Source organism: Anaerotignum faecicola (assembly GCA_024460105.1).
GTDB lineage: Bacteria > Bacillota > Clostridia > Lachnospirales > Anaerotignaceae > JANFXS01.
Genome location: JANFXS010000004.1, coordinates 196,249 through 221,954, shown reverse-complemented (window position 1 = coordinate 221,954; position 25,706 = coordinate 196,249). Strand labels below are relative to the sequence as shown.

Here is a 25,706-nt window from a genome sequence, read left to right as displayed (position 1 = left end):
TATTATTCCCCCTCCTTTTCTTCCTGAAATTCGGCGTCGTCCATATTTTCGCCGAGCCTGAATTCGCTCGATATAAATATCTCGCCTTTATGCGTTATATTCAAAAAGAATGTCCTTAAATATTCAATGCCGCCGAGAAAGAAGCCGACAGGCACGGGAGCTACGACAATCCACATAGGTATCCTTAAAGCCGCCGTTGTCCTTCCCAGTTCGTAAACGCTCATTGTGTAGTAAATTCCGAGATATGTTAAGTAGAACATTATAATTGCCGTTAAAAGCGTAATTATTATCATCATTGCTTTTTTATATTTTTCATTTACAAGGTCATACACAACAGACATGCTTATATGCCTCGCTTTTTTTGCACAGTAGCCTATACCGAAAAACGTTACTATGGTATTAAGCGCCTGGCCCACTTCTTCCGTAAATGTCCAGCTTGAGTTGAAAACGGCCCTTGCTATAACGCCGCCTATAAGGATAAACGCCATAAGCAGTACGGAAAAGCTTAATACAATCTCCTCGAATTTGGACAAATACTTGTCAAATGTTTTCATTAACGGTTTCCTCCCTTTGCCTGTAGTTTCCTGTTATGGATTTGCAGGTTTAAAACCCTTTTAAAATATTGTCCCAAACAAGGCTTTGCACGCCGCGGACCAAACCCGGCGGCGTGAATCCGTTATTCCCCGTAAAACGGATATAAGCCCTGTATCAAAATCCTTTTAAAATTATTTTACAAGGAGCTCCCTTCTGAATTGACAGAATGGCTCGGCGCCTGTTTCTGTTACAACGAAAGGTTCGCTTGTGTCAACGCCGCAGTCATCAAGCCAGATGCCCGGTATCATGTGGAATGTCATGCCCGGCACAAGCACTGTCTTATCCCCGGGACGAAGGCTTGCTGTGTGTTCGCCCCAGTCAGGAGGGAAGTTAAGACCCATTGAGTAACCGATACGGCTGTCTTTTACGAAACCGCTTTTAGCGATTGTTTTTGCCCAGATCCTTTCGACATCTTCACATAACATTCCCGGCTTAATGCCTTCAAGAGCGGCCGTAAGACCTTCTGATACTGTTGCGCCGAGGTCGCGTACTTTCTGTGACGCATTGCCGAGTATCATTGTCCTTGCAAGAGGGCAGTGGTAGTGGCGGTAGTTTCCGCTGAGTTCAAGTATAACTGTGTCGCCGTCCTTATAAACGTCGTCCGTCCAGCTTAAATGGGGCGTTGAAGTCCTCACTCCTGCCGGCATAAGCGGCGCGATCGCCGAATATTCTCCGCCGTATTCGGGAGTGCCGCTTATCTGCGCATGGTATACGGCGGCGGCAACGTCGCACTGCCTTACGCCTATATCAATCATGTCATAAGCTTTATTCATGGCGTTCTGCACTATAACGGAAGCTTTCTTTATGAAATCGATTTCCCTTTCGCTTTTAACAATCTTAACCCAGTTGACAATGTTGTATCCGTCTTTAAACGTTGCGTCCGGAAGGCATCTTTCGATTGTCTGCTGGCATTTTGCCGAGAAATAATATGCGTCTGTTTCCGTAGCGATAACCTTTTTGTCAAGGCCCCTTTCCTTAAGGATGTCAGCTACAAATTCATAAGGGTGTTTTACTGTAGAGTTTACATAGTCGTCTGTGTAAGGATAGATGTTTTTTTCATCAAGGTATGTAGTAAGCCTTGCCGCATTGCCGTCCTGTCCGCGGCCGAACCAAATCGGCTGTTCCTCGTCAAGCACGACAATCACGCCCTGATGTACATAGAACGACCAGCCGTCAAAGCCTGTAAGGTAGTTCATGTTGGCGGGGTCCGTTACGATAAGCACGTCGATACCCTTTTCTTCCATGCTCTTTTTGGTTTTTGCAACCCTCTGCATGTACTCCTCAACCGAAAAAATAAGTTCTTTCATTGTGCAACTCTCCTTTATTATTAAAATCCCTTAAAACATAACTTTTATTGTTCATTACTTATATATGCGGCCGTTTTTTCAGCCGTTATATAAGCAACTTGCCCTTTGTAATTACATGATACGCTTTCCCGAATATAAAAATCAATAAATTAATCCCATATTCGGCATTTTAGTTATCAATTTTTTTATCAATTACGGAATTTATGCAAAATGCAGTTCCGTTTTACGGAATATAAAACACATCTGCCAAGCCATCTTATATGGATATTTATCCCGATTTAATCTTTATTTTCGATATACGGCATATTTTTTCAGAACATACGATAAAATTCCGCTTATTAATTCTTATTTACAGAATTATATTTCATTTAAATATTTTTTCATTTTTTATGTTCTGTATATCAGAATATAAATCCTTATTTTGTATGCTATCTGTTCTTATACAACATATATCCCGTTATTTTTTTAATATTTTAAAAAAACTCTTTTTATATCTTTGTTTTTGATGTATTATATATAAATTAATTCCGTATTACAGAATAAATATCCGATAATATAAAAGGAGGCACTTATGGAAGAATATACGCCAAAATATCCGCTGCATACTTTGAGCAAAGCGCTCGAGATACTTAACTATATAAAAGACTGCCCTACAAGCAACGGCGCAACCCTCGCCGCCTTAAGCCACGATCTCGGCATAAGCAAATCCAGCGCGCACAGGATACTTGACACCCTGCTTGCCTACGGCTTTGTTGAAAAGACAGGCGGGGCTATAACAACATACCGCCTTGGCTGGTCGGCATATAAAGTCGGCAATTCCGTTTTGAAGTACCACACGCTGAACTCATCCGACTACGTCGCATTGCTTGAGGATTTGGCCGTAAAACTCAAACGCACCGTATCCCTTGACATATTGAGCCAGTACAGCGCCATTGTTATGTACAAGGTAGACCCCAACAACGCCGTCCCCGCGCCTAATTTTATAGGCGAAAGGAACCCGCTTTACGCTACGGCAAGCGGCAAACTTTTTATGCTTGATTTTACCAACGAAGAAATACGCGCATATTTCAAAAACACCACAATAAAAAAATACACGCCCAACACAATACTTAACTACATTGATTTCCTCGACGAGCTGGCCAAAATAAAACTGCGCGACTATTCAATCAATAACTGCGAATACCGCGAGGACAGTTTCTGCATATCCATGCCCGTACGCGACTACACAAAACGCATAGCCGCCACCATCAGCGTCAGCGCCGCGCCGCAAACAATGGGCGAGAAAGAAGTTTCGGAGATAATACCTGTTCTGAGAGAAGCATGCCGCCATTTATCAAAATTTCTTGGCGAATGATAAATCCGGGCCCGCTCTGCCTACCCGCCCCTTTTCACAACAGCCGCGTCCTTTACGGCTTGTACTTTAAAAAAAACAATTAAAACTCTCCAGTAGAATTTACGTTTTTATATAAAATATATGCAAAAAAGCAGGTCCAAACATCATAAAAATCGTCAAACGCAACATTTTTCAGCGGTTTTTAAAACCTTATAGCTAGTGTATTCTTTTATGAAAAACGGGAAAAATTTTTTCATCTGCTTCAATTTAATGTATTGACCTTCTATTTTGAAGATACTTTATACTCTGCCTATATCAGTAATCTTACATACGAAACAGGAGGGTAAAAAATGAGAAAACCACTTGAGGGTATAAGGGTATTAGACCTTACACAGGCTTACAGCGGCCCATTTTGTACAATGAACCTTGCTGACCACGGCGCCGAGGTTATCAAAATCGAACGCCCGGGCACAGGAGATCAGACAAGGGCATGGGGACCTTTCAAAAACGACTACAGCGGTTATTTCGCTTATATTAACAGAAATAAAAAAGGCATCACAATCGACCTTTCTACGGAAGAAGGCAAACAAATCCTGAGGGATCTTATAAAAACAGCCGACGTTATCTGTGAAAACTTCAAAGTCGGCGTTATGGAGAAACTTGGCTTCAGCTATGAAAATATGAAGGCAATCAACCCCAAAATCATTTACGGTTCAATTTCGGGCTTCGGCCTTGAAGGGCCTTTGGCAAAGCGCACATGCTACGACATCGTTGCGCAGGCAATGAGCGGCATGATGAGCGTAACCGGTTTTAAAGACGGCCCTCCGTGCAAAATCGGCCCTTCCGTCGGCGACAACTATTCCGGCGCATATCTCTGCATGGGTATACTTATGGCGCTTTATCAGAGGGAAAAAACAGGCGAAGGCCAGCGTCTCGACATATCCATGATGGATACGCTTTTCTCAGTTATGGAAAACTTTGTAATGGAATATACAATGGAAGGCAAAACGCCTATGCGCGCCGGCAACCAGGATCCGAGCATCGCTCCTTTCGACTCCTTTGAAGCTAAGGACGGCGGATTTGTTATGGGCTGCGGCACAGACCAGATGTTTGCAAACCTTGTAACTACAATGGGCATGCCGGAACTTATAACCGATCCTCTTTATTCGACAAACTATGCCCGCTGCGTTAACTATGAACAGCTTAAACCGACTCTTGAAAACTGGTTCAAAACAAAAACCGTTGCGGAACTTGAAGAAATACTTGTCGGACTTGGCATACCTTTCGGCAATATACTTACAATTCCTCAGGCCGCGGAACATCCTCAGCTTAGAGGCAGGAACATGCTTTGGAGCGTAACACAGCCGGGAATGGACGCGACTATTGAAATGCCCGGCACGCCTATTAAGATGCACGGCAAAGAGGACAAATGCAGCAAAGCTTCGCCGCAGCTTGGCGAGGACAACGATGCTATTCTCTCCGAGATCGGCTATTCGGCTGAAAAAATCAAAGAGTACAGAGAGAAAGGCATCATTTAATCAGCCCCCTAATGGACTCTATTTAAGAGCCTTATTATGATACTCATTTAACTCCCTAAAAAGCGCTGAATTTTTATTCGGCGCTTTTTATCTTTCCCGTTTAAGTTTATTTTCCACAGCCATGCTTACGCAAACGTTTCTGAAACACAAGAATATATATATGTAAATTATTAAACAATATAAAACCGCGCATGCCCTATACAAAAAGAACGCCTTAAATTCGGCTTTAAATTCACCGCTTCGCGCTCCAAATACGCGCCTTATATGCATCTGAACCCGTGCCGCGCCGGCATAAAAATAAGGGGGCGTGCCTTACCGCCCCCTTCGGCTTTGATTTTCAATTAATCTCATTCCCTTTTAATAAAAATTGAATTATCCGCCGTAAAATATCCGTCCGATATTTAAAAGGCCTTTCTTGCCCGGCATATAAGCGGCGTTTACCATAAGGCTTTTGACCCTGTCCGGGCTTATGCCGCGGCCGTGCTGTATCATAAGTGCGCATGCCCCGCTCACCATGGGGGTTGACATGGAAGTGCCGCTCATCCTTATATAATTTGTTTCAACGATATTATCGGCGCTGCGCCTTTTTCCCGTAAATGAAAATTCATGCGCCTTGCAGGAAACTATATTTTCTCCCGGCGCAAATACATCGGGCTTATAATAAACAAAATTTTTGCTTTTTATCTTAAACACAGACGGTTCCTCAATGCTGCCTACAGTTATAATCCTAGGGCTTATTCCCGGCGACGCTATGCCCCTGCTTTCATCATTCCCGGCGGCGCAGACCACTGCAATGCCGCTGTCCCAAAGCGCATTTACGGCTTTAATCAACGGCGACGATATGCTTTGGTCGTCGGTGCCTATTGAAAGGTTAACAACCCTTATATTGTATCTGTCCTTGTTCTTATAAACCCACCTTAAAGCGTTTATTGCCGAGGACGCCGTTCCGTTTCCGAACTCGTCAAGTATTTTAAGGGCTATTATACTGCTTTCGGGCGCCACTCCGCAGTATTTTCCCTCGCTTAAATATCCGTTTCCGGCGGCAATGCCGGCCACATGGGTGCCGTGCCCGTTATCGTCGTACGGTTTCTTTATATTGTTTACAAAGTCCTTAAAAGCCGCAATCCTGTTATTCGGCAGGGTAAAATCCTCCATCGGGCAGATTCCCGTATCCAATATGGCAATGCCTACGCCCCGTCCCGTAATTCCTTTGGGGGCGTCGGCGTTAATAGTTTCCAACGCGTTATTCATATTTACACATCCATAAAATCGGTTCAATACTATTTTATGGACATTTGGGCAATTCGGTGAGTGGACAAAATACAGCCTGTACCGATAAAAATTTTATTTTTCAGTCAATATTTTCAATACCGCCGCATAGAATTGACTATAAACAAAAAATGATTTTAAGGAGGATTTTACAATGGGATTTTTTGGCGGTAACAATTGCGAAGGCGGTAACAACATTCTTTGGATCATTATTCTTCTTTGCTGCTGCGGCTGCGGAGGAAATATGGTAGGCGGAACAAATACAGACGACTGCTCATGGCTTATTATCCTTATTCTTCTTCTTTGCTGCTGCGGCTGCGGCAATAATGTCGGCGGGAACAGCTGCGGTATGTGCGAAGCATAATTGCCGCATATTAATTTAAAACCGGGCAAAAAAACAGGACGGCGGGTAAATTCGCCGTCCTGATTTTTATTTGCGTCATTCATAGCTTCATTTTACAAGAGCACACACGGTTTTAACATACGTTAGCGGCGCAATAGCTGTGTTAAAGCCGCTTGACGTAGGATCCGCTACGCCTTCGCGTCTTTGCCTTGCTCTTACGCCGCTAACGTATGTTAAAACTCTCCGACCTCACAAGGAAAAAATTTTTTGCAGTTCAAGGCGCATATGCGCCGGCATAGCGGCTCCTATGACAAGCGTATGCAACACGGAAATGCGGAAAATTTTTCCTTGTGGGGCGTGTGTGCCCTTGTAAAATGAAGCTACGCTTAAACTCAAAGCATAAAAAGCCGTCGGTAATGACATTAAAAGGAAAATAGCTATCCCATATTAATAATAAGGATAGCTATATTGCAAGATAGATTAAAAGTAAAATACTATATATGGCAGTTACCGGATATTCATAAATCCCCAACTACATGCACGGTTAATTATACAACGGATTATTTATTTTATCAAGTATTTTTTACACTTTTTGTCTATATTATGCACATTTTGCTCTAAAACCAATATATTTTATGGTTTTAAATCCATAAATAATCACTTAATTAAAACCCTTCATCCTTTGCATCCAAGCCGAAAAAGCCACATATATACCTTTCAAATATACATCCATAGTACCCGCCCTTTTGCCGTTTTATGCCTTTACGGATTTTTAATTTCATTTTTACATGTCTTTTCTGTCCTTTATATTTTTATTAATTTCATCTTAACTTATAAATAAACATAATTTGTACAACACAATATCATTATAAATCAAAAGAAAACAATAATTTTATACTCCAATAGTTCTTTTATATACCTATTAGTTGGTTTTAAAATTCTTATATTTTGCTTATCATATTTGAATAGAGAAAATTTAATTTGAGGTGTATAAATTGGATCCAAAAACAGTCGGATTAACTATTCGTCAATGCAGAAAAAACAGGGGCATGACAGTAGAACAACTTGCAAATAAAGCCAACGTGTCCATAAAATTTATAGGCGATGTTGAACGCGGACAGAAAATGCCAAGCATAAATACATTCATTAAAATTGTTAACGCTCTCGACGTATCCTTTGATTATGTTCTTTCACAAGATGTTGTGCCGCAAAGCCTAAAACTATATCTTTTTACAGACCTCTTCCTTCATGCTGCAAACATAACCTGTAGCCTGCTTAAATACATAAAAAATCCTTCCCGGATTATAAAAATTTTTTTAAACAGGAACTATAGGTTAATAATGTTAACTATAGGCTGGTTGTAAATACCAGTTAAATGTCATATTATTACAACAAACTTAAAACTTTGCAGTTTCATGAGGTATATAGTATGCAGGATAAGACGATCGGCGCTTCAATTAGAAAATACAGGCGCGAAAAGAGCCTGACAATAGAAAAGCTTGCGGAAAAAGTCGTGGTTACGCCTAAATTCCTCGGCGACATTGAACGCGGGAAAAAATTTCCGAGCATTAAAACGCTTATAAAAATTGCCAACTCCTTAGACGTATCTATAGACTGCCTGTTGTCTAAAGAGGTTATCCGAAATAAGCCTATCGTTATTAATGAAATAGCAAAAAATCTCCAAAGCTTTAATTTATACCAACTGGAACTGTTTGTAAAGTTTGTTGAGGACATAAACGATCTGAACTATATTTTTAAAGATGAATAAACGCATAAAAACAGCATATTCATAAGAGGTATTTCAATGTCAACATTATTCGCACAAAGATTAAAGGAACTGAGAAAAGAAAAAAAACTGACTCAAGCCGTTTTGGCAAATGTGCTGGAATACGGCTATACCGCCATATCCAATTACGAATCGGGGAAAAACGAACCGTCTTATTCAGACCTTGTCGCCCTTGCGGATTATTTTTGCGTTACAACCGACTACCTTCTTGGGCGAACAGACATGCGTGTTTTTACAAATATAGAAACTGAAATATCATACCGCATTGACAACATGATTAAAGAATATGAAAAAATAAGCCTTGCGGATGTAATAAGGGCAATTAATTCAAATCCTTACTGAATTTAATCCTTTTTATATCGTTAACAATATTCTGGATATGCGCAATTTCTTCATCCTATAATCCTGTGACATGGATGTATCTTTTATCGTCAACAGACAACAGGTAATCGACAGACACGTCAAAAAGCCCCGCCAGTTTTATTATAGTTTCGACATTAGGAATGTTAAGCCCTCTTTCCCACTGGTATACGGCTTGTACAGAAACATCCATAAATTCGGCAATTTCACTTTGCGTAGATTTGTACGTTGTCCTTAAAATTTTAAATCTGTCTTTAAACATGATATCCGCCCTGTTTAAAGGATAGACTATTTTTTATAACTTTAACACTAAGTTATACTTTAATATTTTAAATAATAAATTTAATCAAATTAAATGCGCGCCGATTTATTCCTTGACGGTAATAACGTACCTGCCGCCTTCATATAAATTAAAAAGGAGGTGTTGTATTTTGGATGACTTTTCTATGGATAAAATAATGTCGCTTGCCGGGCTTCTGGGCCAAAACGCCGACATAAACGATATTATGAACGCAGTAAACGCCGCGCAGAAAATAAGCTCTATGATGAATTTTTCGGCCGACGGCCAACAGGAAACACCGGACGCGCCGGATGAAATCAAACCTTTTGCCGTGCCGGCCCAAAGACGGGAACACATTCCGCCGACGAATACAAGCGACGCGAGATCCCGTCAAATTAAGGCCATAAACGCCGTACTTCCGTTTCTGGCCCCTGAATACCAGCGCAGTATATTTACAGCCCTAAAGCTTATAGAAATAAACAGTTTTTATCCCGAAAGCCCCCTTACCATAATGGAAAAAGGCTCGGAAAACGAACGCCGTCTTAAAATGATTAACACAGTCGAAAGTTACCTGACAAGCGAAGAAAAACTTAAAATGAAAACTGTCTTAAACACAATAAAAGCCGGCTCCGTTATCATATAAGCTTCCCGTAAAAATACATCTTAAAAAGCCGCCCTCATTTTTAATGAAGGCGGCTGCTTCTGCTCTCCCTAAATCTTTGCCTGTTTTCCGCTCCTTCCCGGCTGTTTCAGCGCGCGCCGTCCTCTTTCAGCATGTCGATTAAAAGCGCCGCGGCAACAGCCGGATATATTCTGGGGCTTTTCCCCTGTTTTCTTATAGGCTTGTCAAAGCTTTCTTTCCGAACCTTAACGTCCTCGGCTTCATTTATATGTATGTCGTCGATATTTTCAGGCATAAAAAATTCTTCCGGTATAGGCCTTTTATTTTTAGCCGTCATATAACCCCTCCCGCCGTTTTATACTGTATAACAACTCAACCTTATACTATATTTATGACATATAGCGCAAATTTATGCCGTAAATGTTCCGTATTTATAAAAATATTTATGCCTTTTGCTATTTATTGGTAACCCGTATTGACTTGTGGCGCTTAAATAGTATAAAATATTTAACAAAAATTACTTTCTTAAAAAATCCATATATTTACATCTTAAAATTTAATAATGTTAAACAATTTATATTTACATATCCCAGCAAAATATAAAAATAGGAGGTTGAAAAATGTTCAAATTTAATAATAAAACTAATCTTCTGGAAAATGCCGGGCAGACATATCCATTGGTCCATGTTAAAGATCCGAACCTCTACAGGGATTTTTTCCCTTATGACGAAGTGCCGCGCGTTGTGTTTAACCGCCGTATAGTGCCTATGGAAACCCCGTCTGAAATTTGGATTACGGACACCACTTTCCGCGACGGACAGCAGTCAAGGGAACCGTACACCGTTAAACAAATGACACATCTTTATGACCTTCTTAATAAGCTTTCAGGGCCTAACGGCATTATCCGCATGAGCGAATTTTTCCTTTACACAAAAAAAGACCGCAACGCCGTTTACAAATGCCTTGAAAAAGGATATAAATTCCCTGAAATTACAAGCTGGATAAGAGCCTCAAAAAAAGATTTCGAACTTGTTAAAGAAATAGGGCTTAAAGAAACGGGAATACTTGTAAGCTGTTCCGATTACCATATATTCCATAAAATGCACATGACGCGCCAGCAGGCTCTTGACCACTACCTTGCGATAGTGCGTGAATGTATAGAAACGGGCGTTGTGCCCCGCTGCCATTTTGAGGACATTACAAGGGCGGATTTTTACGGCTTTGTAGTGCCGTTTGCCGCCGCATTGATGGAGCTTTCAAAAGAAACGGATACGCCAATTAAAATACGCGCCTGCGATACCATGGGATACGGAGTTTCATATCCCGGAAGCGTGCTCCCAAGAAGCGTGCCCGGCATAATATACGGCCTCAGCCAGCACGCCGGAGTACCGTCCCAATGGATAGAATGGCACGGGCACAACGACTTTTACCGCGCCGTCAACAACGCCACATACGCATGGCTGTACGGGGCGTGCAGCGTAAACTGCTCCCTTCTGGGCATTGGCGAAAGGACGGGAAACACGCCGCTTGAGGCAATGGTTTTTGAATACGCACAGCTGCGCGGCACCCTTGACGGTATGGATACAACGGTTATAACTGAGATAGCCGAATATTTTGAAAAGGAACTTCACTATCCTATACCGCCGATGACGCCGTTTATAGGCAAAAACTTCAATGTAACAAGGGCCGGCATACACGCCGACGGGCTTCTTAAAAACGAAGAAATTTACAATATATTCAACACCGATAAACTTCTTAACCGCCCCGTGCGCATAGCCATAAGCAACACAAGCGGCACAAGCGGCATAGCCCACTGGATAAACAGCTACTTTAATCTCAGAGGAGACGCCGCCGTTACAAAGAACGACAAACTTGTGGAAATCATTTACAACTGGGTTAACGAGCAGTACAACGAAGGGCGCGTGACAATGATAACCGACGGGGAACTTGAGGAACTTACTCTTTCCACAATGAAAAAGCTTGACGGCGAAAACAGCGGCGAATCCTCAGATGAAAATACTGAAACGGAAAACAAAAATTAAAGCAGGCAGGAGAGATTTACATATGAATCCAAATATTGAAAAAGCAAAGGAGCGTTTCGGCCTTCTGCTCGAAGAACAGCTTAAAAGAGTTGAAGCCATGAACGCAGGCAAAGAACCATACGATTTTTCAAAACTTGACAAAATAGTAATAGGCGTTGCAGGCGGCGACGGCATAGGCCCCGCCATTACGGCCCAAGGCAAAAGGGTTATGGAACATCTTTTGGATAAAGATATAAAAAGCGGCCGCATAGTTTTTAAAGACATCGAAAACCTTACAATCGAAAAAAGGGCGGCAGCGGGGAAAGCCATACCCGACGACGTGCTTGCAGAATTAAAGGAATGCCACGTTATACTTAAAGGCCCTACGACGACGCCGCGCAAAGGAGATCCATGGCCCAACATCGAAAGCGCAAACGTAATGATGCGCAAGGAGCTTGACCTTTTTGCAAACGTGCGCCCCGTGCGCGTGCCCGAACATGGGATCGACTGGACATTTTTCCGGGAGAATACGGAAGGCGCATACGCCGTCGGAAGCAAGGGATTTGCCGTTGACGAAAATATAAACGTAGACTTCACAATCGTAACGCAGGAGGGCACGGAAAGAATTATCCGCACCGCCTTTGAATATGCGAAAAAGAACGGAAAAACAAGGGTTACGGCCGTAACGAAAGCCAATATAATAAAGGCCACCGACGGCAAATTCCTTGAAGTTTTTTACAACACAGCCAAAGAATATCCGGATATAAAGGCCGACGACTGGTATATTGACATAATGACGGCAAAACTTATCGACGAGAAACGCCGCCGCGATTTCCAGGTTGTAGTCCTTCCTAACCTTTACGGCGACATCATAACCGACGAAGCCGCAGAGTTCCAGGGCGGTGTCGGCACGGCCGGAAGCTCCAACATAGGCAATAAATACGCTATGTTTGAGGCAATACACGGCTCCGCGCCGAGAATGGTTGAAGAAGGCCGCGCACAGTATGCAGATCCATGCAGTATCATGAGGGCCGTTGTACTGCTCCTTTCACATATAGGATACCAGGAGGAAGCGTCAAAGCTTGAAAAAGCCCTTGACATATGCACAATTACGGAACGCCGCATATTCACGACAGGCCACAGCGACGGCGCGACAAACGGCGAGCTTACGGACTATATAATCGAAACGATAAAAGGCCTTTAATAAGCAATGAAATTATGCCTTAAAGCACAGTACGGACTGTCTGCGCTTTAAGGCTCCTTTTTTTCTATGCGGGAAAATTATTTCGCCAATCGTGCGCAGTTTAAGAAAATCACTTTTTATTGCCGATCCAAATTAGGCTTTTAAAGCCATTCCCATATTTAATTTACACGGTATGTGTCAAACATACAGGCGAAATTTATTATTATCTTCCATGCGCATACTTATTTCATCTGCTCTTTTATACTTTCTTTAAACATATTGTATATTTTACATTTCCCTTCTGTTTCCAAAACGCGGAGCATGCACTTTACCGCAAACCTATTAACTGCATTGTTAACCGTATTTACATAATAATTTTTACATATTACAGCCGGGATTAATATATAAAGGGAATACTTCTCCAAGCTTTCAATAATATTGTACATTCTTTCAATCTCCATACTGTTGTGGCAGCTATAAATTTCGTTCCACATGTTTGGATATTCATTCATCCAATCCATAATATTCATAACATGGCGTTTAAATTCTTTCTCCTGCATTTTCCAATCCTCCAAATAATTTTAACCCCACAAAATAACTGCTATATGTAATTATTATATATTCAGGAATAAAACTACTGTTTGGTATTGTTATTATCATAGGAATCGCGGCAATTGCAAAAAATACCGCAAGACATTTTTATCGGCAAGAACATGAGAAGATTAAGAAAATTAAATAATTATTCGCAAGAAAATATTGCGCTTAAACTTCAGCTAAAAGGACGTTCCATGTCTGTGAGCCATTATGGACATATTGAACAAGGAGGAAAAAATATTTTTGTCAGCGATCTTATTTTGCTGTCCGAAATATTCAAAGCGGATTTCAACGAATTTTTTAAGGATCTCAAACCATCGGATAATAAACTTGAATAAACCCGCAGTACGCTGTACACTGTCGGATTTTTTCGATATTTGCATCGGATTTTTTCCCATATCCCGAATAAAAATAGTATATGGACAAAGCGGCGTCACGGCCGCCTAAATATACAAAATATTTATCGGATGTGATTCCAATGAAAAAGAATACAACCCAATTTATCGCGTACAGCCTTTTTGCTTTGATAGCGCTGCCGGTGGCCATTGCGTCATACGCCGCTAATACCGTACCTGATACGGCAGTAACCGCCGCCGCAGATATCGCGGAAGAAGAAAAAGAAGAAAAGCCCGCCGAAAATGGCGCCGCCGTTTTTGAGGAACCCTCCGAAGCGGTAACGGCTTTGGCTCAAACTATCGACAAGGAAAACCTTGAAAATTACATAGTGTGCGTTGTGGCAGCCGAAATGCCGGCCCTTTTTAACATTGAAGCCCTGAAAGCGCAGGCTGTCGCCGCCCGCACATACGCCGTTAACCAAATGGAAGCCAACGGATTTACCCTTGAAGACATGATCGCTTTCGGCGGACAGGCATACATCGACAGCCAGGGCATGCGCAGCAAATGGGGCGATAACTATGAAGTCTATTACAGCAAAATAAAAAAAGCCGTAGAGGAAACAAAGGGCGAAATAATGGTTTATGAAGGCGAGCCGATACTTGCCGTATTCCACGCCATAAGCCGCGGCAAAACGGAAACCGCCGAAAACGTGTGGCAGCAGGACGTTCCGTATCTGCAAAGCGTTGAAAGCGAAGGCGACACAAAAGCCGCCGAGTATAAATTTGAAACGTCAATGCCGTCGGACGAAATTATAAAGCTTCTGAGCGAAAAATACAACGGGTTCGCCGTCGAAGGCGATCTGTTTGAATCCATGGAAACGCTAAGCCAAAGCCCGGCAGGATACATACTGAAAATAAAGATAGGCAATATGACGTTCACAGGCAGGCAGGTCCGTGAAGCGCTCGGCCTCAGAAGCGCCGATTTTACATACAAAAAGGACGGAGAGAGCATTGTTTTTACAACAAACGGCTACGGCCACGGAGCCGGCATGAGCCAATACGGAGCTCATTATCTAGCCGAAGAAGGCAAAACATACAAAGAAATACTTGCCCACTACTACACGGGAATTTCCTTTTCGAAAATAGAATAAAAATTTTGCCCCGATTGTATAAACAAAGCCAAGCAGGTTCATAATACTTGTGGAGGTGTTTATTACATGAAGGTAAAAAGAATGAGCAAAAAAGAATATATTGCCGTTGCCGCAAGCCTTGCGGTTGTTGCGGTTGTCGGTATAAGCCTAGGCGGCGGCAGCGACAGGGAAGCCGAAATTAAAAATCCCAACCAACTGAGTTCCGCCGAAAAAGGAAAAGAAAACAGCGCGCCTGTAAAATCGGCGCAGCTTCAAACGGAAGAAGTTTCTCCCGTTACAGCAAACAAAAACGAAACCGTACCAAAGGAAACCCCTGAAACAAACGAAAAAAATGCGTCTGACGCCGCAAAAACAGACGGCGGCAAAACAGAAGATTCAAAACCGGCGTCAGAAATCCAAAACGGCGAAAACGGAACGGAAACATCCGAACCCCAAACTCCGTCCGACAGCTCCCAGACTTCTCAAATCTATGAGGACGAATATGAAGAAGCCGGTTTGTTTGACGGCGGCATAACTTTTATGTGGCCTGTCGAAGGGGAAATTGCCATGGATTTCTCAAACGACACCGTCGTTTATGATCCTACCCTCGATCAGTTCAGAACAAACGACACCGTATGCATACTTGCAGAGGAAGGCGCTCCTGTGGCATGCGCAGGCGACGGAACTGTCGCAAGCGTTACAAACGATTACGAAAAAGGTACAGTGGTAGTGGTTGATCACGGCGACGGATGGACAACTACATACAGCCAGCTTATGGATAACGCGGCTGTAGCAGTTGGCGACAAAGTAAAAAAAGGCGAAAAACTCGGCGAAGTCGGAGCTCCGACATCATTCGGCTCCGCAATCGGCACGCACCTTGAATTTAAAATCTGCCAAGGCGAAAACGCTATCGATCCGAAAGTCGCTTTGAACGGCTGAAGTATTTTAACGGACGCAGCGGCATATGAAAACCGTATTAAAACAAACAAAATTTACTGATTTTTTTCTGCAGCTCTCCTTTTTAAAATAATATTCCTATAAAATAAAACCCCTTTAATTTTATAAACGGACAGAACGGCCTGAAAAAGGCCGTTTTTGCCGTTTAAAATAATCATTCGTTTCTCCTCACAGTTAAATTCCATAATAATATGCCCAGCAAAACCGCTCCTTTTTTGCATCTTTCTTATAAGCGGCGCTGAAATCCGTCGGCCGCCCGGAATAGCCGTCGCGTTCATTCCAAAAACCCGGTCTTCACGCTTCTTTCTAAACTCACTTAAATACGCCGTCAGGCTGAAAATTTAATCTCGCCACACCGCAAAAATCGATTTAATCTTCAAAAAAATTCATAAATATATTGTATATACCGTATAGTATATGGTATTATTTATAAAATATATTGTATTTTTTTATTTATAAAAAACAAACTCTTGTTTACACATCACAAAAAGGAGCGGCTTATTATGAAATTAAAAAAACTTATATTTATGTTCCTCACAGTATCCTGTGCGGCGGCATTTTCCGCGTGCGGAAACGGTACTGAAGGCACAAGCGCGGCCGACACTATTAAAGACGCGGTTAACGACGTTTCAACCGCCGCACAGTCAAACGGCAGGGATTACGGCGAAACCATTGAGCTTGCGCAAACAGATGTAATGGAATCTGCATTTTTTAACTGTACTGTCAACTCGGCGGAGCTTGTCGGTGAAATTGACGGTTATGTTCCCAACGACGAAACATACAGCTTTTTAAGGCTTAATGTCACAATCGAAAACACCTTTGAAGATACAGCCGAAATAGCAATGTTTTACAACGATTTTGAACTTACATGGGACGGGCTTGACGGAAGTACGGTTTTCCCCGAAACCCAGTTTGCGGAAAACCAACTGCCCGACGAATATTCTATTTTTAAAAACGAATCGCGAACGGGAGATATAATATTTGTTATCCCTACGGACGCTCAAAATATTAAATTAAAATACATAGAATTCTGGGACGACGATTTTGAAGGCAACGAATATATAATGTCCGTCACCGATATTACAAAATAAAAATCTCAATTAAAAAAATTCCGTTTATGAATACGCAAAACGTTTTCATAAACGGAATTTTTTATTTTGCAGGCTGCATAAATATATGAGTTTTGAAAATAAAATCTTGTATTTTTCCATTTGCCGCATATGCCGAAAATGTCCGGCATACCCGCCGCCCGCATATTTACCGTCAACCGAAAACCGAAAAATAAAAATTCCGTAAAAACTTTCATATCGCGGATATTTTTATTGCCCACTGTTTATCCAGCCGTTTTTAGCCTTGCATGCCGCATCTGAGACGTTCCTCCGCTTTTTATACTGTCCTTAAAACAAGTATTTTCTGCCCCGGAAAAATCCTGTCCGGATTATCTATATCGTTAACCATAAGTATATTTTCAACGGTCGTATTAAATTTTTTGGCTATCTTCCAAAGGCTGTCGCCCTTCTGGACAACGTATATAACAACCGAAACGCACTTTTTCGGCGCGGCCTGATCGTCTTCTTCTATATCCACAACTATTGAGGCATTCTCAACGCGGCTTACGTTTGCTTCCGTCACAACCGCCGCGGAAACTTCCACTTCCCTGCCGCTCAGCATATTTACGGATATACGGTCAACCCATGTGTCCGTTTCCGCCGTATCGCTTTCCACGGCGTCCGGCAGCTCAATTACCTGTTCAAACGGCATCATAAATTCCAATGCGGAAACAGGCGCCGCGTCGTCCTTAGCTATGTAAAGAATGGATACTTTCAGCCCGCCTTCCACAACAACGCTTCCGTTTTCAACCCTGGGAGGATCCGGCATTACCTTTCCCCAGCATTTAACAACCTGCATAATATCCGGATTGTCTTTATCGATTGGTATAACGTCCTTGACAAATGTTTTAGCGGTGTTGCTTCCCACATGGACAACATATTCCATTTCTTCCCGCTCGGTTTTAACGGGCACGACGGTCGAATATGCGTCTTCTATATACTCCACATTCTCCGATCCTTTGGCTCCGCATGACGCCTGTATAACAACTTCTATATCGACGATCCTGTCCTCGCCTTCGGAGTTCGGCACGACAAAGCCTTCCGTTTTTTCAACCGTTATGCTTCCGAAAGGAATCATTCCTTCCGCCGCTTCCGGTATTTCAACCGTCCCGTTGACTGGCATGTAAAATTCGCAGACTTCCACAGTCGCTTCTTCCCCCGTTCCTGTGTATAGAACGCTTATAACGGCTTCGGCTTTAATATTTACCCCGCCCTTAACGGCTTTCATTTCCTTCTGAGATATAACCGTGTCGCATTGAAGTATTTCTTCAATATCGGGCTTTGTCCTGTCAAGGGTAAACTGATCGCGTATGCTGAACGTATCCTTTTTAATTTCCGTATCCAATCCGACGGCAAGCGTGCCGCATTTAAGCTGCAGTCCCTCGCCGGAAGCGTCGGAAGCTATTTCCCCCGAGTTTGTTTCCCAAACCGAAGCCGACACGGAAGCTATAGCCTTAACGCCAATCTTTCTGTCGTTTATCAGCCTGTATTCAATATGTTCAAGCCTGCATGACGCGGTTATGTCGCTTTGGCGCGTTACTCCGTCTATATTAATAAAGTCCTCAAAGTTTATTACGTCCGACATACTGTGTACGGGCTTTTCCGATTTTTTTGCGGCATATAAAACCTCAATATGGAGGCACCCCTTAACGCCGACTTTATCCTCCAACGGTTTTTCCTCCGTTAAATAACAGTTTCCCTGAACTTTCATAAGTTCCATTATGTCGCTTTTAATATCAGGCACTATTACGTCACCTTCAACTAAAACCTGCGTTTGCCCGCTGCCTGTTTCTTTCCGTTCCTTAATGTTGGTTTTTATCAATTCAAACGGCATTATTTACCCTCCTTATACAACTTAAAATTTAAATCCGCTAATTAAGTATATTAGAAAGGTTTGTATTTATTCCAAATTTGAATTAATTTAACCGATTATGACCTTCCCGATCTCCGCCATATGCCGTACATGTTTCTTTGCGCCGTTTACGGCTTTCTCACAAAGTTAAATACGTTTTGCAGACGGCAGTCCTCGGATATGTCTGCCTCCGTTGAATAAAACCGTATGCCGCGGCTTCGAAAAGCTTACGGACAATACTGTCCTTCACGTTTATTCGCCCAAAAAATTGATAAGCTCCCCTACAATAAGCCTTGTAAGTATTCTGTGCGGCAGAACAACCATATCCTTTTTTGTGGTCAGTATATAATCCCCGTTTATAATATCGGCTTCAAGCCTTCCCTGAGGATAGCTTTTCATATTGCCGGAGCAGTTTACATGCAGGAAACCGTCGCTAAGTTCAATAGTTATATACGGCCCTATTGCAAAAGGGGGTTCTTTCAAATATATCTTTTTAAAAACGGCGCATACCGCCGCTATTATTATAACCGACAAAACTGCCGCGCCTGCCGAAACGGCCGCAAAAAGTATATCTTTCCTGACAGCCGCAAAAAATACGGCTCCGAGTATAAAAATACACGTCAGCGCCGAAAGCGCAATTACAAAGGGCTTTCTCCTTCTTTTAGCATAAATTTTCACATAATGTTTTATTTCATCCGCCGAAAGTTCAAAGCTTGTTTTAAACCTATACATATCATCATTCCCGATTGAATTTATTTTTTCAGCTAAAAAGCCAAACCCGCCGCGCCCGTTTCACATATACGGCCTCGCCGCTTCTAAAAAATGTGCATTACCGCCGTCACTATTATAAAAACCGGCTCCCATTATATCGGAAAACCGGCCATCCGCTTTGCATAATTATATTGCCTTCCGTTCGACAACGTAAAAAAGGCGCTCCATTCAAAGCCCGTGTACGGCTATTTTTTTGAAACGGGGGAAATTTCGCCCGTTTCAATATCATATTTATATATATTTTCGCTTTCAAGGGCTATATAGTATTTGGCGGCTATTTCATTTGTGCCGCTGACGCCCTTTTCATACAAATTAATTCCGTAACATATCTCGCCGTTAATTTCAACCTGCCCTATATCAAATATATCCATATAATTTTCGACGGGCTGCGGGAGCATATCGTTTGCGTCGGCAAACTCCTCGAATTTCATATACGCGTCGTCCCTTGTAAATTCTTTTTTTACCTCTTTCGGACGCGGCACTTCGCCTTCCTCTTTTGAAACGGTTATAATATAGTCTTTGTCAACCGTTTCCATCCTGATTTTAAACATCATCCCCTCGTCTGCGGATTCTATAACATATATCAACGGCTCCCCGCCTTCCTTGCTTCCCATTGAAACATAGTTAAGCTCGTCTGTCAGGTATGACGTATACTCCGCTACTTCTTCATCTTTAATCTGCGTCCTTTTATACACATATGAAATTTCTTCCCCGCCGCCGTCCTGCGGTTCTGTTATTTCTTTAAGCTTTTTATCCTTTTCCAAAAAAGACGTAATGGATTTAACCGAATCATCCCCAACCCTGTATTCCTCAGCCTTAAGCGGAGGAGTGCGTTTTGCGGCATAGATATAGCCTATGGACGCCGCGGCTGCAAAAATAACAATAAGTATCGCCGCAAACGTCTTTCTGCTTAAATTAATCTTCTTCATATTCCATTCCTCTGTATAATTTATTATAACCCCCGATATATCATGCGCAAAAGCGGCCGTTTATAAACGCGCCTCTGCCTTCGCCGCGCCGTTAACCGCCTCAACGTCAGGTATAAACTCTGTTATTCCAAAAAATTCCGGTAAAGCGTTAAAGCAGTACCGGAACCTTTCGGCATAATTATCTTTTACGGCGCTTCGTTCGTAAATTCGCTGGACCAGTAGGACTCGCCCCTGCCAACGCCGTCGGCGCCTTCCATATCGTGGAAAGTAAGTTTCAGCATGCCTGATTTATTCCCATTCACGTCGCAAAGCTCATATGGGAAGAATATCGTATCCCTGTTGATAATTCCGGAGAACGATATTTTTATTGTCTTGATAGCCCTTCCGCCGTCGGCCGCCCTTTTTGTAGTATATTCGACAAGCTTAAGACGGGCCTTTGCAGCGCCGTTTACATCGATATTATCGTCGTCTGTCGTAGTAACGAGGTTGTCGCTGAAGAACTGGGCCGTAAGCTCCTGCATCTGCTGGTTTTCGCCCGGTATGTAGTACACTTCTTCAGAGAATGTCAAAAGTATCGTTCCCTTATACGGCTGGCCTTTATGAGCCACCGGCTTGGCATTTGAAATCGTCGTTACGACTTCAACCGAAGGCGCCGTTACGTCGGCAGGCGTTATATCCATTTCAAACGCGATTTCCGAATCGTCGCCCACATTTGTTTCGCCCGAATCTATATTAGTCCTTGCCACCGCAAAGAACACATAATATATATTCCTTTCGATGTCGTTAAATTCTATGGTTGAGCTGTACTTATTATTTGTTTTGTCATACTTTGTTATAACCGTTCCGAATCCGTTAGGCGTTATAGGCTTATAGTCAAGGTTTTCCTGACCGTTCCTTATAATGCCCTTAATCGTTTCCTTCATCGACGGATCTATTATTGTATTGCCCTTTTCGTCTTTTATAAACCATTTTTGGACGCTTAGCTGCGGCAGTACAATCCAGTCTATAGTCGCGTTCTTATCGGAATCGACTCTTATTGTCGCGCTTGATTCCGCCCTGTCAATAACCTGGAGGGAAAGCGTCGGAGGCGCAACTTTAAGAGTTTTAAACTTCATCACCTGTACAGGCGAAGGCTCCGGCGGGTTGCCTTTAAGGAAATAGTACATTTCATAGTCGGTTTCCGGAAGGAGGCCTTCTATAAGCACAGGCACTTCAATCCTTCCGCTCGGTATAGGATAGCTTCCGGTAACGCCTCCAGCCGGCGGCGCAATAGCCCCGCTCATAATCTGTATTGCGCTCGGCGTATCTTTAACCGTGCCCTCAGGAGCGATGAAATACCAGAAAACGCATTTTTTGTTCGTCATAATATCCGGACGGATTAAAGTATCGCCTATCTGTGAGACAATTACGTTTCCTTCGTCGTCCATGCCGTTTTCAAGTTCAGGATACCCCGGCATAAATTCCGGTATCGCCGTGTCGGTAAACGACGCCGAAACTTCAAAGTCAAGCGGGTAGTTAACCTGCGACGCGCCGTTTTCGAGGGCTGTGTCAAAACCGCCCTTAGGATTGCCGGCAAGGGCCGAAAGCACCGTTTTGGAGCCCGTTACGCATTTAATTTTCATTTTAACCGTACTGCTCCAGCTTCCCCTGTCTTCATCGCCGTTAATGCTTGTAAAACGTATGCCGTACTCCCTTTGCTCAAGTTCGTTGAACTTTTCAAACGTATAGTCCGGAAGGTTCAGCGATTTTCTGTCGATTATATAATGGAGAGTCATAGCGTCGCCGGCCAGTATAAGCGGCTTATAACTTTTCGGATAGAACATCGGATTGCCTTCGCTGTCCACAACCGGGTTGCCGTTTTCATCAACGCCCTTTTCATACAATATAAATTCAACAGTCGTATCCGTTTCAAAAATCATGTCGAAAAGCACCGTATCGGCAGTATTTATAGACTGCGGATCGATTGAAAAAGTAATATCCATATCCTCCGGCGCTTCCGTTTTTGAAAGCTGAACAAGGGGCGAAACGGTTTTAAATACGTCAAGCCTTGTTTCATCCTTCATCCTGTTGTTTGAGGTATCAACTATAAAGCTAAGTTCAAACTGGTATCTGTCGCCGCTGTTGAGGTTAAGCGACGCGCTTGGGAAAGTTACATATGTTTTGCCCTCGTCGTCTATTCCTATTTCGGCCATATCATACCGTATATCGACAAGCTCTTCCTCTATGTCCGTAACGTTATAAAGCTTAATGTTTTCGGAAAGGGTTGCGTTGTCAAGCGGTTTCATGGTGTTCCTGTTCCACACCTCTTCGCTGAACCTGATTGTTATATCCCCTTCAACTTTCGGCTCGCCGTTTATATCCAAAGAAAATTCCTGTTTTGCCGTCGGAGCGACCATGTCCGTTGTTTTAACGGATAATTTCTTAACGACGGACGTGTTTTTGGAGCTGTCCTGAGCGGCTACATAAAGGTCGTAGGAACCTTCCGCCTCCAGCCCGTTAAGCTTAATTGTGCCTTCAGCATCCTGTTTTACGGATACCCGGCCGTTTTTAAGGGTGTTGTTTCCCGTAACGACAGCGTCTTTCGCATCCTCCGAGTCAAGGGCGGGCGGCGTTGTTGAAGGCGGCACCGGAGGCGGGAAATCGGCTCCTTTTTTAACAAGCACCCAGTATACAGTGCTGTCCTCGTTAACCTTCACGCGCACGTCTATAGCCTTATCCGTTGTTTTGTCCTGCTTAGGGAACCCGTCGAGTATCACCGGCGGCGTTGTGTCGCTTGTTGAAGCCGTAACTTTCTTAACTGCCGAATTGTTTTCCCCATCGCTTAAAACCATGTATATATCATAGCTTGTTTTTTCTTTAAGGCCGCTTACCGTAAAATAAGAAATTTCGTTCTTTTTGCAGCGTTTTTCCTTGCCTTTGTCCACTTCTCCGTCGAGCTTCTGGTTAATAATCTCCCTGTCCGTAGGGGCCTGGCTTCCCGCCGGAAAAGCTCCCCAATAAACGGTTACGTCCTTTGTAGGGACAAGTTCAACCCTTAAAGTATTTCCCGTTGTAGCCGTAACTTTAGGATAACCGCTTGCAAAATTCGGTATCGTATTGTCAGCCGTCCTGAAATCCTCCGATTTCTTGCCGCTTGTATCGTCCCTTTCGTCTACAAGCACGGCCTCTATCGTATATCTTGTATCTGCTTTAAGGCCGCTTACTTTAACATTAACTTCCTCGTCGGCATTTTTTATAACAATAGTACCCGACTTTATAATCTGGGACACATTATCCGGCTTTTTAATCTCTTTTGCGGAAAGCCCGCTGTCCTCCTCATAAACTACGGCGTAATAAAGCGTTCCGGGCTTATTTGTCTTAACAAGCATGTTAACGCTTGTCGGCGCGATTTCGTCGTCTTTAGGGTATCCGGCAAGGATTTTGGGGAACGACGACGCCTGTTCGGCTTTTATGCTGTCCATTTTCTCGCCGTTGACTTCCGCCGTAAGGCCCGGACGGATTATAATCTCGTCGGGAAGCATTTCCGTTACCGTACCGTTTGATGAAACAGTAAGGCGCGACACCTCTCCCTCCCCGCGTACTTCGCACGGCGCGTCAAGGTTCAGATCGTTTACATATGTATCTTTATCAAGCGTTACAATGCTGTCAACGGCGTCCTCGTCTACAGTAAGAGTCTGTATGCTGCCCTTTCCGAGGCTTACATAATTTTCACGGCCTAAAACGGTAACTTTTTCAAAGTCTCCAGAAAGAGAAAGCTCCGTCTGCGGCTCGCCGTTTACTTCTATATCAAGGAAACCGTCGCTGCCCGAAAAATTCTCAAAATATGCGTCTGTTTTAACAACGGCTTTCCTTATAGTTGTGTTTCCGAGAGTATCTACAGAAACAATCTTTCCTTCTTCGCCGTCTATAATAAGCTTGTTAATGCTGCAGTCCTCAAAATTTATACTGTTCTGTCCGGCGTTGCTTTCGCCGCCGCCGCTTATTATGATTTCGCCGGTTACCTGCACGTTTTCAAAATTAACGTATCCCGATCCTACCCCGGCGGTTATATATATGTCGCCGTTTACAAACGTGTCCTTCAAAGTTGCGCCGGAAGATGAAACCGTTACGTTGCCGTTAACCTCCCCAAAGGAATAAGTGCCTGTTCCGGCTACGAGTTCGCCTACGACGTCCGCAAATATTTTTGCCGCTTCTCCTCTTGTAATGCTGTTGAATGGCCTGAACGTGCCGTCGGTATAACCGTTAACATATCCTTTTTCGCTTGCGGCGTTAATGGAGCTTTTGCTCCATTCGCTGAAAGTACGGCTGTCGGTATAGCCGAGAGCCTCGCCGTAATAGTCTTCCACTTTAAGGTTGCGGCAGATAAGGCTTACCGCCTGCTCCCTTGTAAGGTACGAATCGGGGCTTGCCGTACTTTTGGAATCGCCGCTGAAATATCCCTGGCTGTAAGCAATGGCAATATCGTCGGCATACCAGTCGTTTTCGTCTACGTCTTTAAAAGGCATTTTTACGCCCTGATATCTGTCATAACCGAACGCCCTGTTCGTCATGGAAACAAATTCGGCCCTTGTTATGGGCGCATCCGGATTGAGGTTTCCGCTTTGATCTCCCCTCATGATACCGTAGTGCATAAGTTTCTGCATATAAGGGCCTGCCCAGTGGTTTGTTATATCCGCCGCCGCAACCGTTCTCGCCCCCAGATACGGAGCCGTCTGGCCAAACGCCAAAAACGCGGATAATACCAGTGTTAAAACTTTTTTTCGCATTCCGAATAACCCCTCCTATAATTACATTTTGCTCCTCTTTTGGGAAATCATTTGATAAACTTTTTTTCGTATCATCTCTTCCTCTTTCATGCAGAGGCCGACAAAGCTGCATCCATAGACATATTCCTTTTCGTCCTCATGGTAAAGCCTTCTGACTATCTTAAAATCCACTATAATCGGTTCTTCCGAAACCTGAAGTATAGCCTCATATTTGTTTTCCATGTCAAGTTTGTCCCTGCATACAAAACAGAAGCCGCCTGCGCTCATATCCTTAACGTTTACTTCACGGCTGAATATCTTTTCGCCTTCATAATAAAAAATTCTGAATATCATGTCAACTTCAACTTTTATATCTTTATTAAGCTCTTTGGCGTCGTTTTCAAGGTTACCTACATATATAACGCCATTTTCCCTGTCTATACGTTCGACAACGGCGTTATAATATTCATAGTAGCTTCCGTTGACAATGAAGCTGATGTTTTCGCCTTTATAAATCCCGGACTTCTCAACGTCCGATATATTCTCAAGCGTTATAGCCGCCATTTCTCCGCTTGGATCAAACTTGGAAAACCCGCATGTGGAGTATTTCCTGTCCCCGCTTAACAAAACCGTCTTATTATCCATATA

General features: G+C 43.1%; 24 protein-coding genes. 13 read left to right on the top strand and 11 right to left on the bottom strand.

The genetic code is table 11. From position 1 onward, the window contains the following. Positions 1-2: 2 nt before the first annotated feature. Both NE664_08235 and NE664_08230 read right to left on the bottom strand, forming a co-directional pair. A complete protein-coding gene (locus tag NE664_08235; GenBank protein MCQ4726645.1) occupies positions 3-554 on the bottom strand; it encodes a TRAP transporter small permease in 552 nt (183 codons plus the stop codon). Between the two features lie 171 nt (positions 555-725). Continuing rightward, the gene (locus NE664_08230) at positions 726-1,901 is read right to left on the bottom strand and encodes a Xaa-Pro peptidase family protein (protein ID MCQ4726644.1); all 1,176 of its coding nucleotides are present in this window, start codon (positions 1,899-1,901) and stop codon (positions 726-728) included. 571 nt (positions 1,902-2,472) lie between these two features. Here NE664_08230 and NE664_08225 point away from each other — a divergent pair. Together NE664_08225 and NE664_08220 are read left to right on the top strand one after the other, a co-directional pair. Next, on the top strand, positions 2,473-3,255 hold the full coding sequence (locus NE664_08225; GenBank protein MCQ4726643.1) for an IclR family transcriptional regulator: 783 nt from the start codon (positions 2,473-2,475) through the stop codon (positions 3,253-3,255). Between the two features lie 329 nt (positions 3,256-3,584). Beyond that, positions 3,585-4,772: a CoA transferase gene (locus NE664_08220; GenBank protein MCQ4726642.1), complete on the top strand. Its 1,188-nt coding sequence runs from the start codon at positions 3,585-3,587 to the stop codon at positions 4,770-4,772. 372 nt (positions 4,773-5,144) lie between these two features. On the opposite strand, the gene NE664_08215 is transcribed toward NE664_08220, so the two are convergent. Beyond that, entirely contained in the window at positions 5,145-6,023 is an 879-nt protein-coding gene (locus NE664_08215; protein MCQ4726641.1) for a S8 family peptidase, read from the bottom strand. 172 nt (positions 6,024-6,195) lie between these two features. Between NE664_08215 and NE664_08210 the strand changes: the two genes are divergently transcribed. From NE664_08210 to NE664_08195, 4 genes are all read left to right on the top strand, one after another. Further along, a complete protein-coding gene (locus NE664_08210; GenBank protein ID MCQ4726640.1) occupies positions 6,196-6,405 on the top strand; it encodes a chorion class high-cysteine HCB protein 13 in 210 nt (69 codons plus the stop codon). A gap of 974 nt (positions 6,406-7,379) precedes the next feature. Beyond that, positions 7,380-7,748: a helix-turn-helix domain-containing protein gene (locus NE664_08205; GenBank protein ID MCQ4726639.1), complete on the top strand. Its 369-nt coding sequence runs from the start codon at positions 7,380-7,382 to the stop codon at positions 7,746-7,748. Between the two features lie 65 nt (positions 7,749-7,813). Beyond that, complete coding sequence (locus NE664_08200) at positions 7,814-8,152, top strand: helix-turn-helix transcriptional regulator (GenBank protein MCQ4726638.1); 339 nt, start codon at positions 7,814-7,816, stop codon at positions 8,150-8,152. Between the two features lie 36 nt (positions 8,153-8,188). Then, positions 8,189-8,512 carry a helix-turn-helix domain-containing protein gene (locus tag NE664_08195; protein ID MCQ4726637.1) on the top strand — a complete coding sequence of 108 codons (324 nt, stop codon included), beginning with the start codon at positions 8,189-8,191 and terminating at the stop codon, positions 8,510-8,512. Positions 8,513-8,567: 55 nt separating this feature from the next. Here NE664_08195 and NE664_08190 read toward each other — a convergent pair whose 3' ends face one another. Beyond that, positions 8,568-8,792 carry a helix-turn-helix domain-containing protein gene (locus tag NE664_08190; protein MCQ4726636.1) on the bottom strand — a complete coding sequence of 75 codons (225 nt, stop codon included), beginning with the start codon at positions 8,790-8,792 and terminating at the stop codon, positions 8,568-8,570. 169 nt (positions 8,793-8,961) lie between these two features. Here NE664_08190 and NE664_08185 point away from each other — a divergent pair, with 169 nt between their 5' ends. After that, complete coding sequence (locus NE664_08185; GenBank protein MCQ4726635.1) at positions 8,962-9,453, top strand: hypothetical protein; 492 nt, start codon at positions 8,962-8,964, stop codon at positions 9,451-9,453. A 106-nt stretch (positions 9,454-9,559) separates the two neighbouring features. Here the strand turns inward: NE664_08185 and NE664_08180 are convergent, their stop codons facing one another. Next, the gene (locus NE664_08180; protein ID MCQ4726634.1) at positions 9,560-9,769 is read right to left on the bottom strand and encodes a hypothetical protein; all 210 of its coding nucleotides are present in this window, start codon (positions 9,767-9,769) and stop codon (positions 9,560-9,562) included. A 283-nt stretch (positions 9,770-10,052) separates the two neighbouring features. Between NE664_08180 and NE664_08175 the strand changes: the two genes are divergently transcribed. Then, on the top strand, positions 10,053-11,474 hold the full coding sequence (locus NE664_08175) for a 2-isopropylmalate synthase (protein MCQ4726633.1): 1,422 nt from the start codon (positions 10,053-10,055) through the stop codon (positions 11,472-11,474). Positions 11,475-11,496: 22 nt separating this feature from the next. Then, positions 11,497-12,657 carry an isocitrate/isopropylmalate family dehydrogenase gene (locus NE664_08170; GenBank protein ID MCQ4726632.1) on the top strand — a complete coding sequence of 387 codons (1,161 nt, stop codon included), beginning with the start codon at positions 11,497-11,499 and terminating at the stop codon, positions 12,655-12,657. A gap of 221 nt (positions 12,658-12,878) precedes the next feature. On the opposite strand, the gene NE664_08165 is transcribed toward NE664_08170, so the two are convergent. After that, entirely contained in the window at positions 12,879-13,196 is a 318-nt protein-coding gene (locus NE664_08165; GenBank protein ID MCQ4726631.1) for a hypothetical protein, read from the bottom strand. Positions 13,197-13,310: 114 nt separating this feature from the next. Here NE664_08165 and NE664_08160 point away from each other — a divergent pair, with 114 nt between their 5' ends. The 4 genes from NE664_08160 to NE664_08145 all read left to right on the top strand — a co-directional run bounded on the left by NE664_08160 (position 13,311) and on the right by NE664_08145 (position 16,743). Then, positions 13,311-13,568: a helix-turn-helix domain-containing protein gene (locus NE664_08160; GenBank protein MCQ4726630.1), complete on the top strand. Its 258-nt coding sequence runs from the start codon at positions 13,311-13,313 to the stop codon at positions 13,566-13,568. Positions 13,569-13,708: 140 nt separating this feature from the next. After that, positions 13,709-14,716: a stage II sporulation protein D gene (spoIID, locus tag NE664_08155; protein MCQ4726629.1), complete on the top strand. Its 1,008-nt coding sequence runs from the start codon at positions 13,709-13,711 to the stop codon at positions 14,714-14,716. A 66-nt stretch (positions 14,717-14,782) separates the two neighbouring features. Next, positions 14,783-15,634 carry a M23 family metallopeptidase gene (locus NE664_08150; protein ID MCQ4726628.1) on the top strand — a complete coding sequence of 284 codons (852 nt, stop codon included), beginning with the start codon at positions 14,783-14,785 and terminating at the stop codon, positions 15,632-15,634. Positions 15,635-16,155: 521 nt separating this feature from the next. Continuing rightward, positions 16,156-16,743: a DUF4352 domain-containing protein gene (locus tag NE664_08145; GenBank protein ID MCQ4726627.1), complete on the top strand. Its 588-nt coding sequence runs from the start codon at positions 16,156-16,158 to the stop codon at positions 16,741-16,743. Between the two features lie 295 nt (positions 16,744-17,038). On the opposite strand, the gene NE664_08140 is transcribed toward NE664_08145, so the two are convergent. From NE664_08140 to NE664_08120, 5 genes are all read right to left on the bottom strand, one after another. Then, positions 17,039-18,595, bottom strand: coding sequence for a DUF3794 domain-containing protein (locus NE664_08140; GenBank protein ID MCQ4726626.1), 1,557 nt, complete (start codon positions 18,593-18,595; stop codon positions 17,039-17,041). Between the two features lie 270 nt (positions 18,596-18,865). Then, positions 18,866-19,345 (bottom strand): hypothetical protein, encoded by a 480-nt coding sequence (locus NE664_08135; protein ID MCQ4726625.1) that lies wholly within the window; start codon positions 19,343-19,345, stop codon positions 18,866-18,868. 224 nt (positions 19,346-19,569) lie between these two features. After that, complete coding sequence (locus NE664_08130; GenBank protein ID MCQ4726624.1) at positions 19,570-20,313, bottom strand: hypothetical protein; 744 nt, start codon at positions 20,311-20,313, stop codon at positions 19,570-19,572. Positions 20,314-20,498: 185 nt separating this feature from the next. Then, on the bottom strand, positions 20,499-25,079 hold the full coding sequence (locus NE664_08125) for an S-layer homology domain-containing protein (GenBank protein MCQ4726623.1): 4,581 nt from the start codon (positions 25,077-25,079) through the stop codon (positions 20,499-20,501). Positions 25,080-25,100: 21 nt separating this feature from the next. Then, positions 25,101-25,703, bottom strand: a complete 603-nt coding sequence (locus tag NE664_08120; protein ID MCQ4726622.1) for a PilZ domain-containing protein — start codon at positions 25,701-25,703, stop codon at positions 25,101-25,103. Positions 25,704-25,706 lie beyond the last annotated feature (3 nt).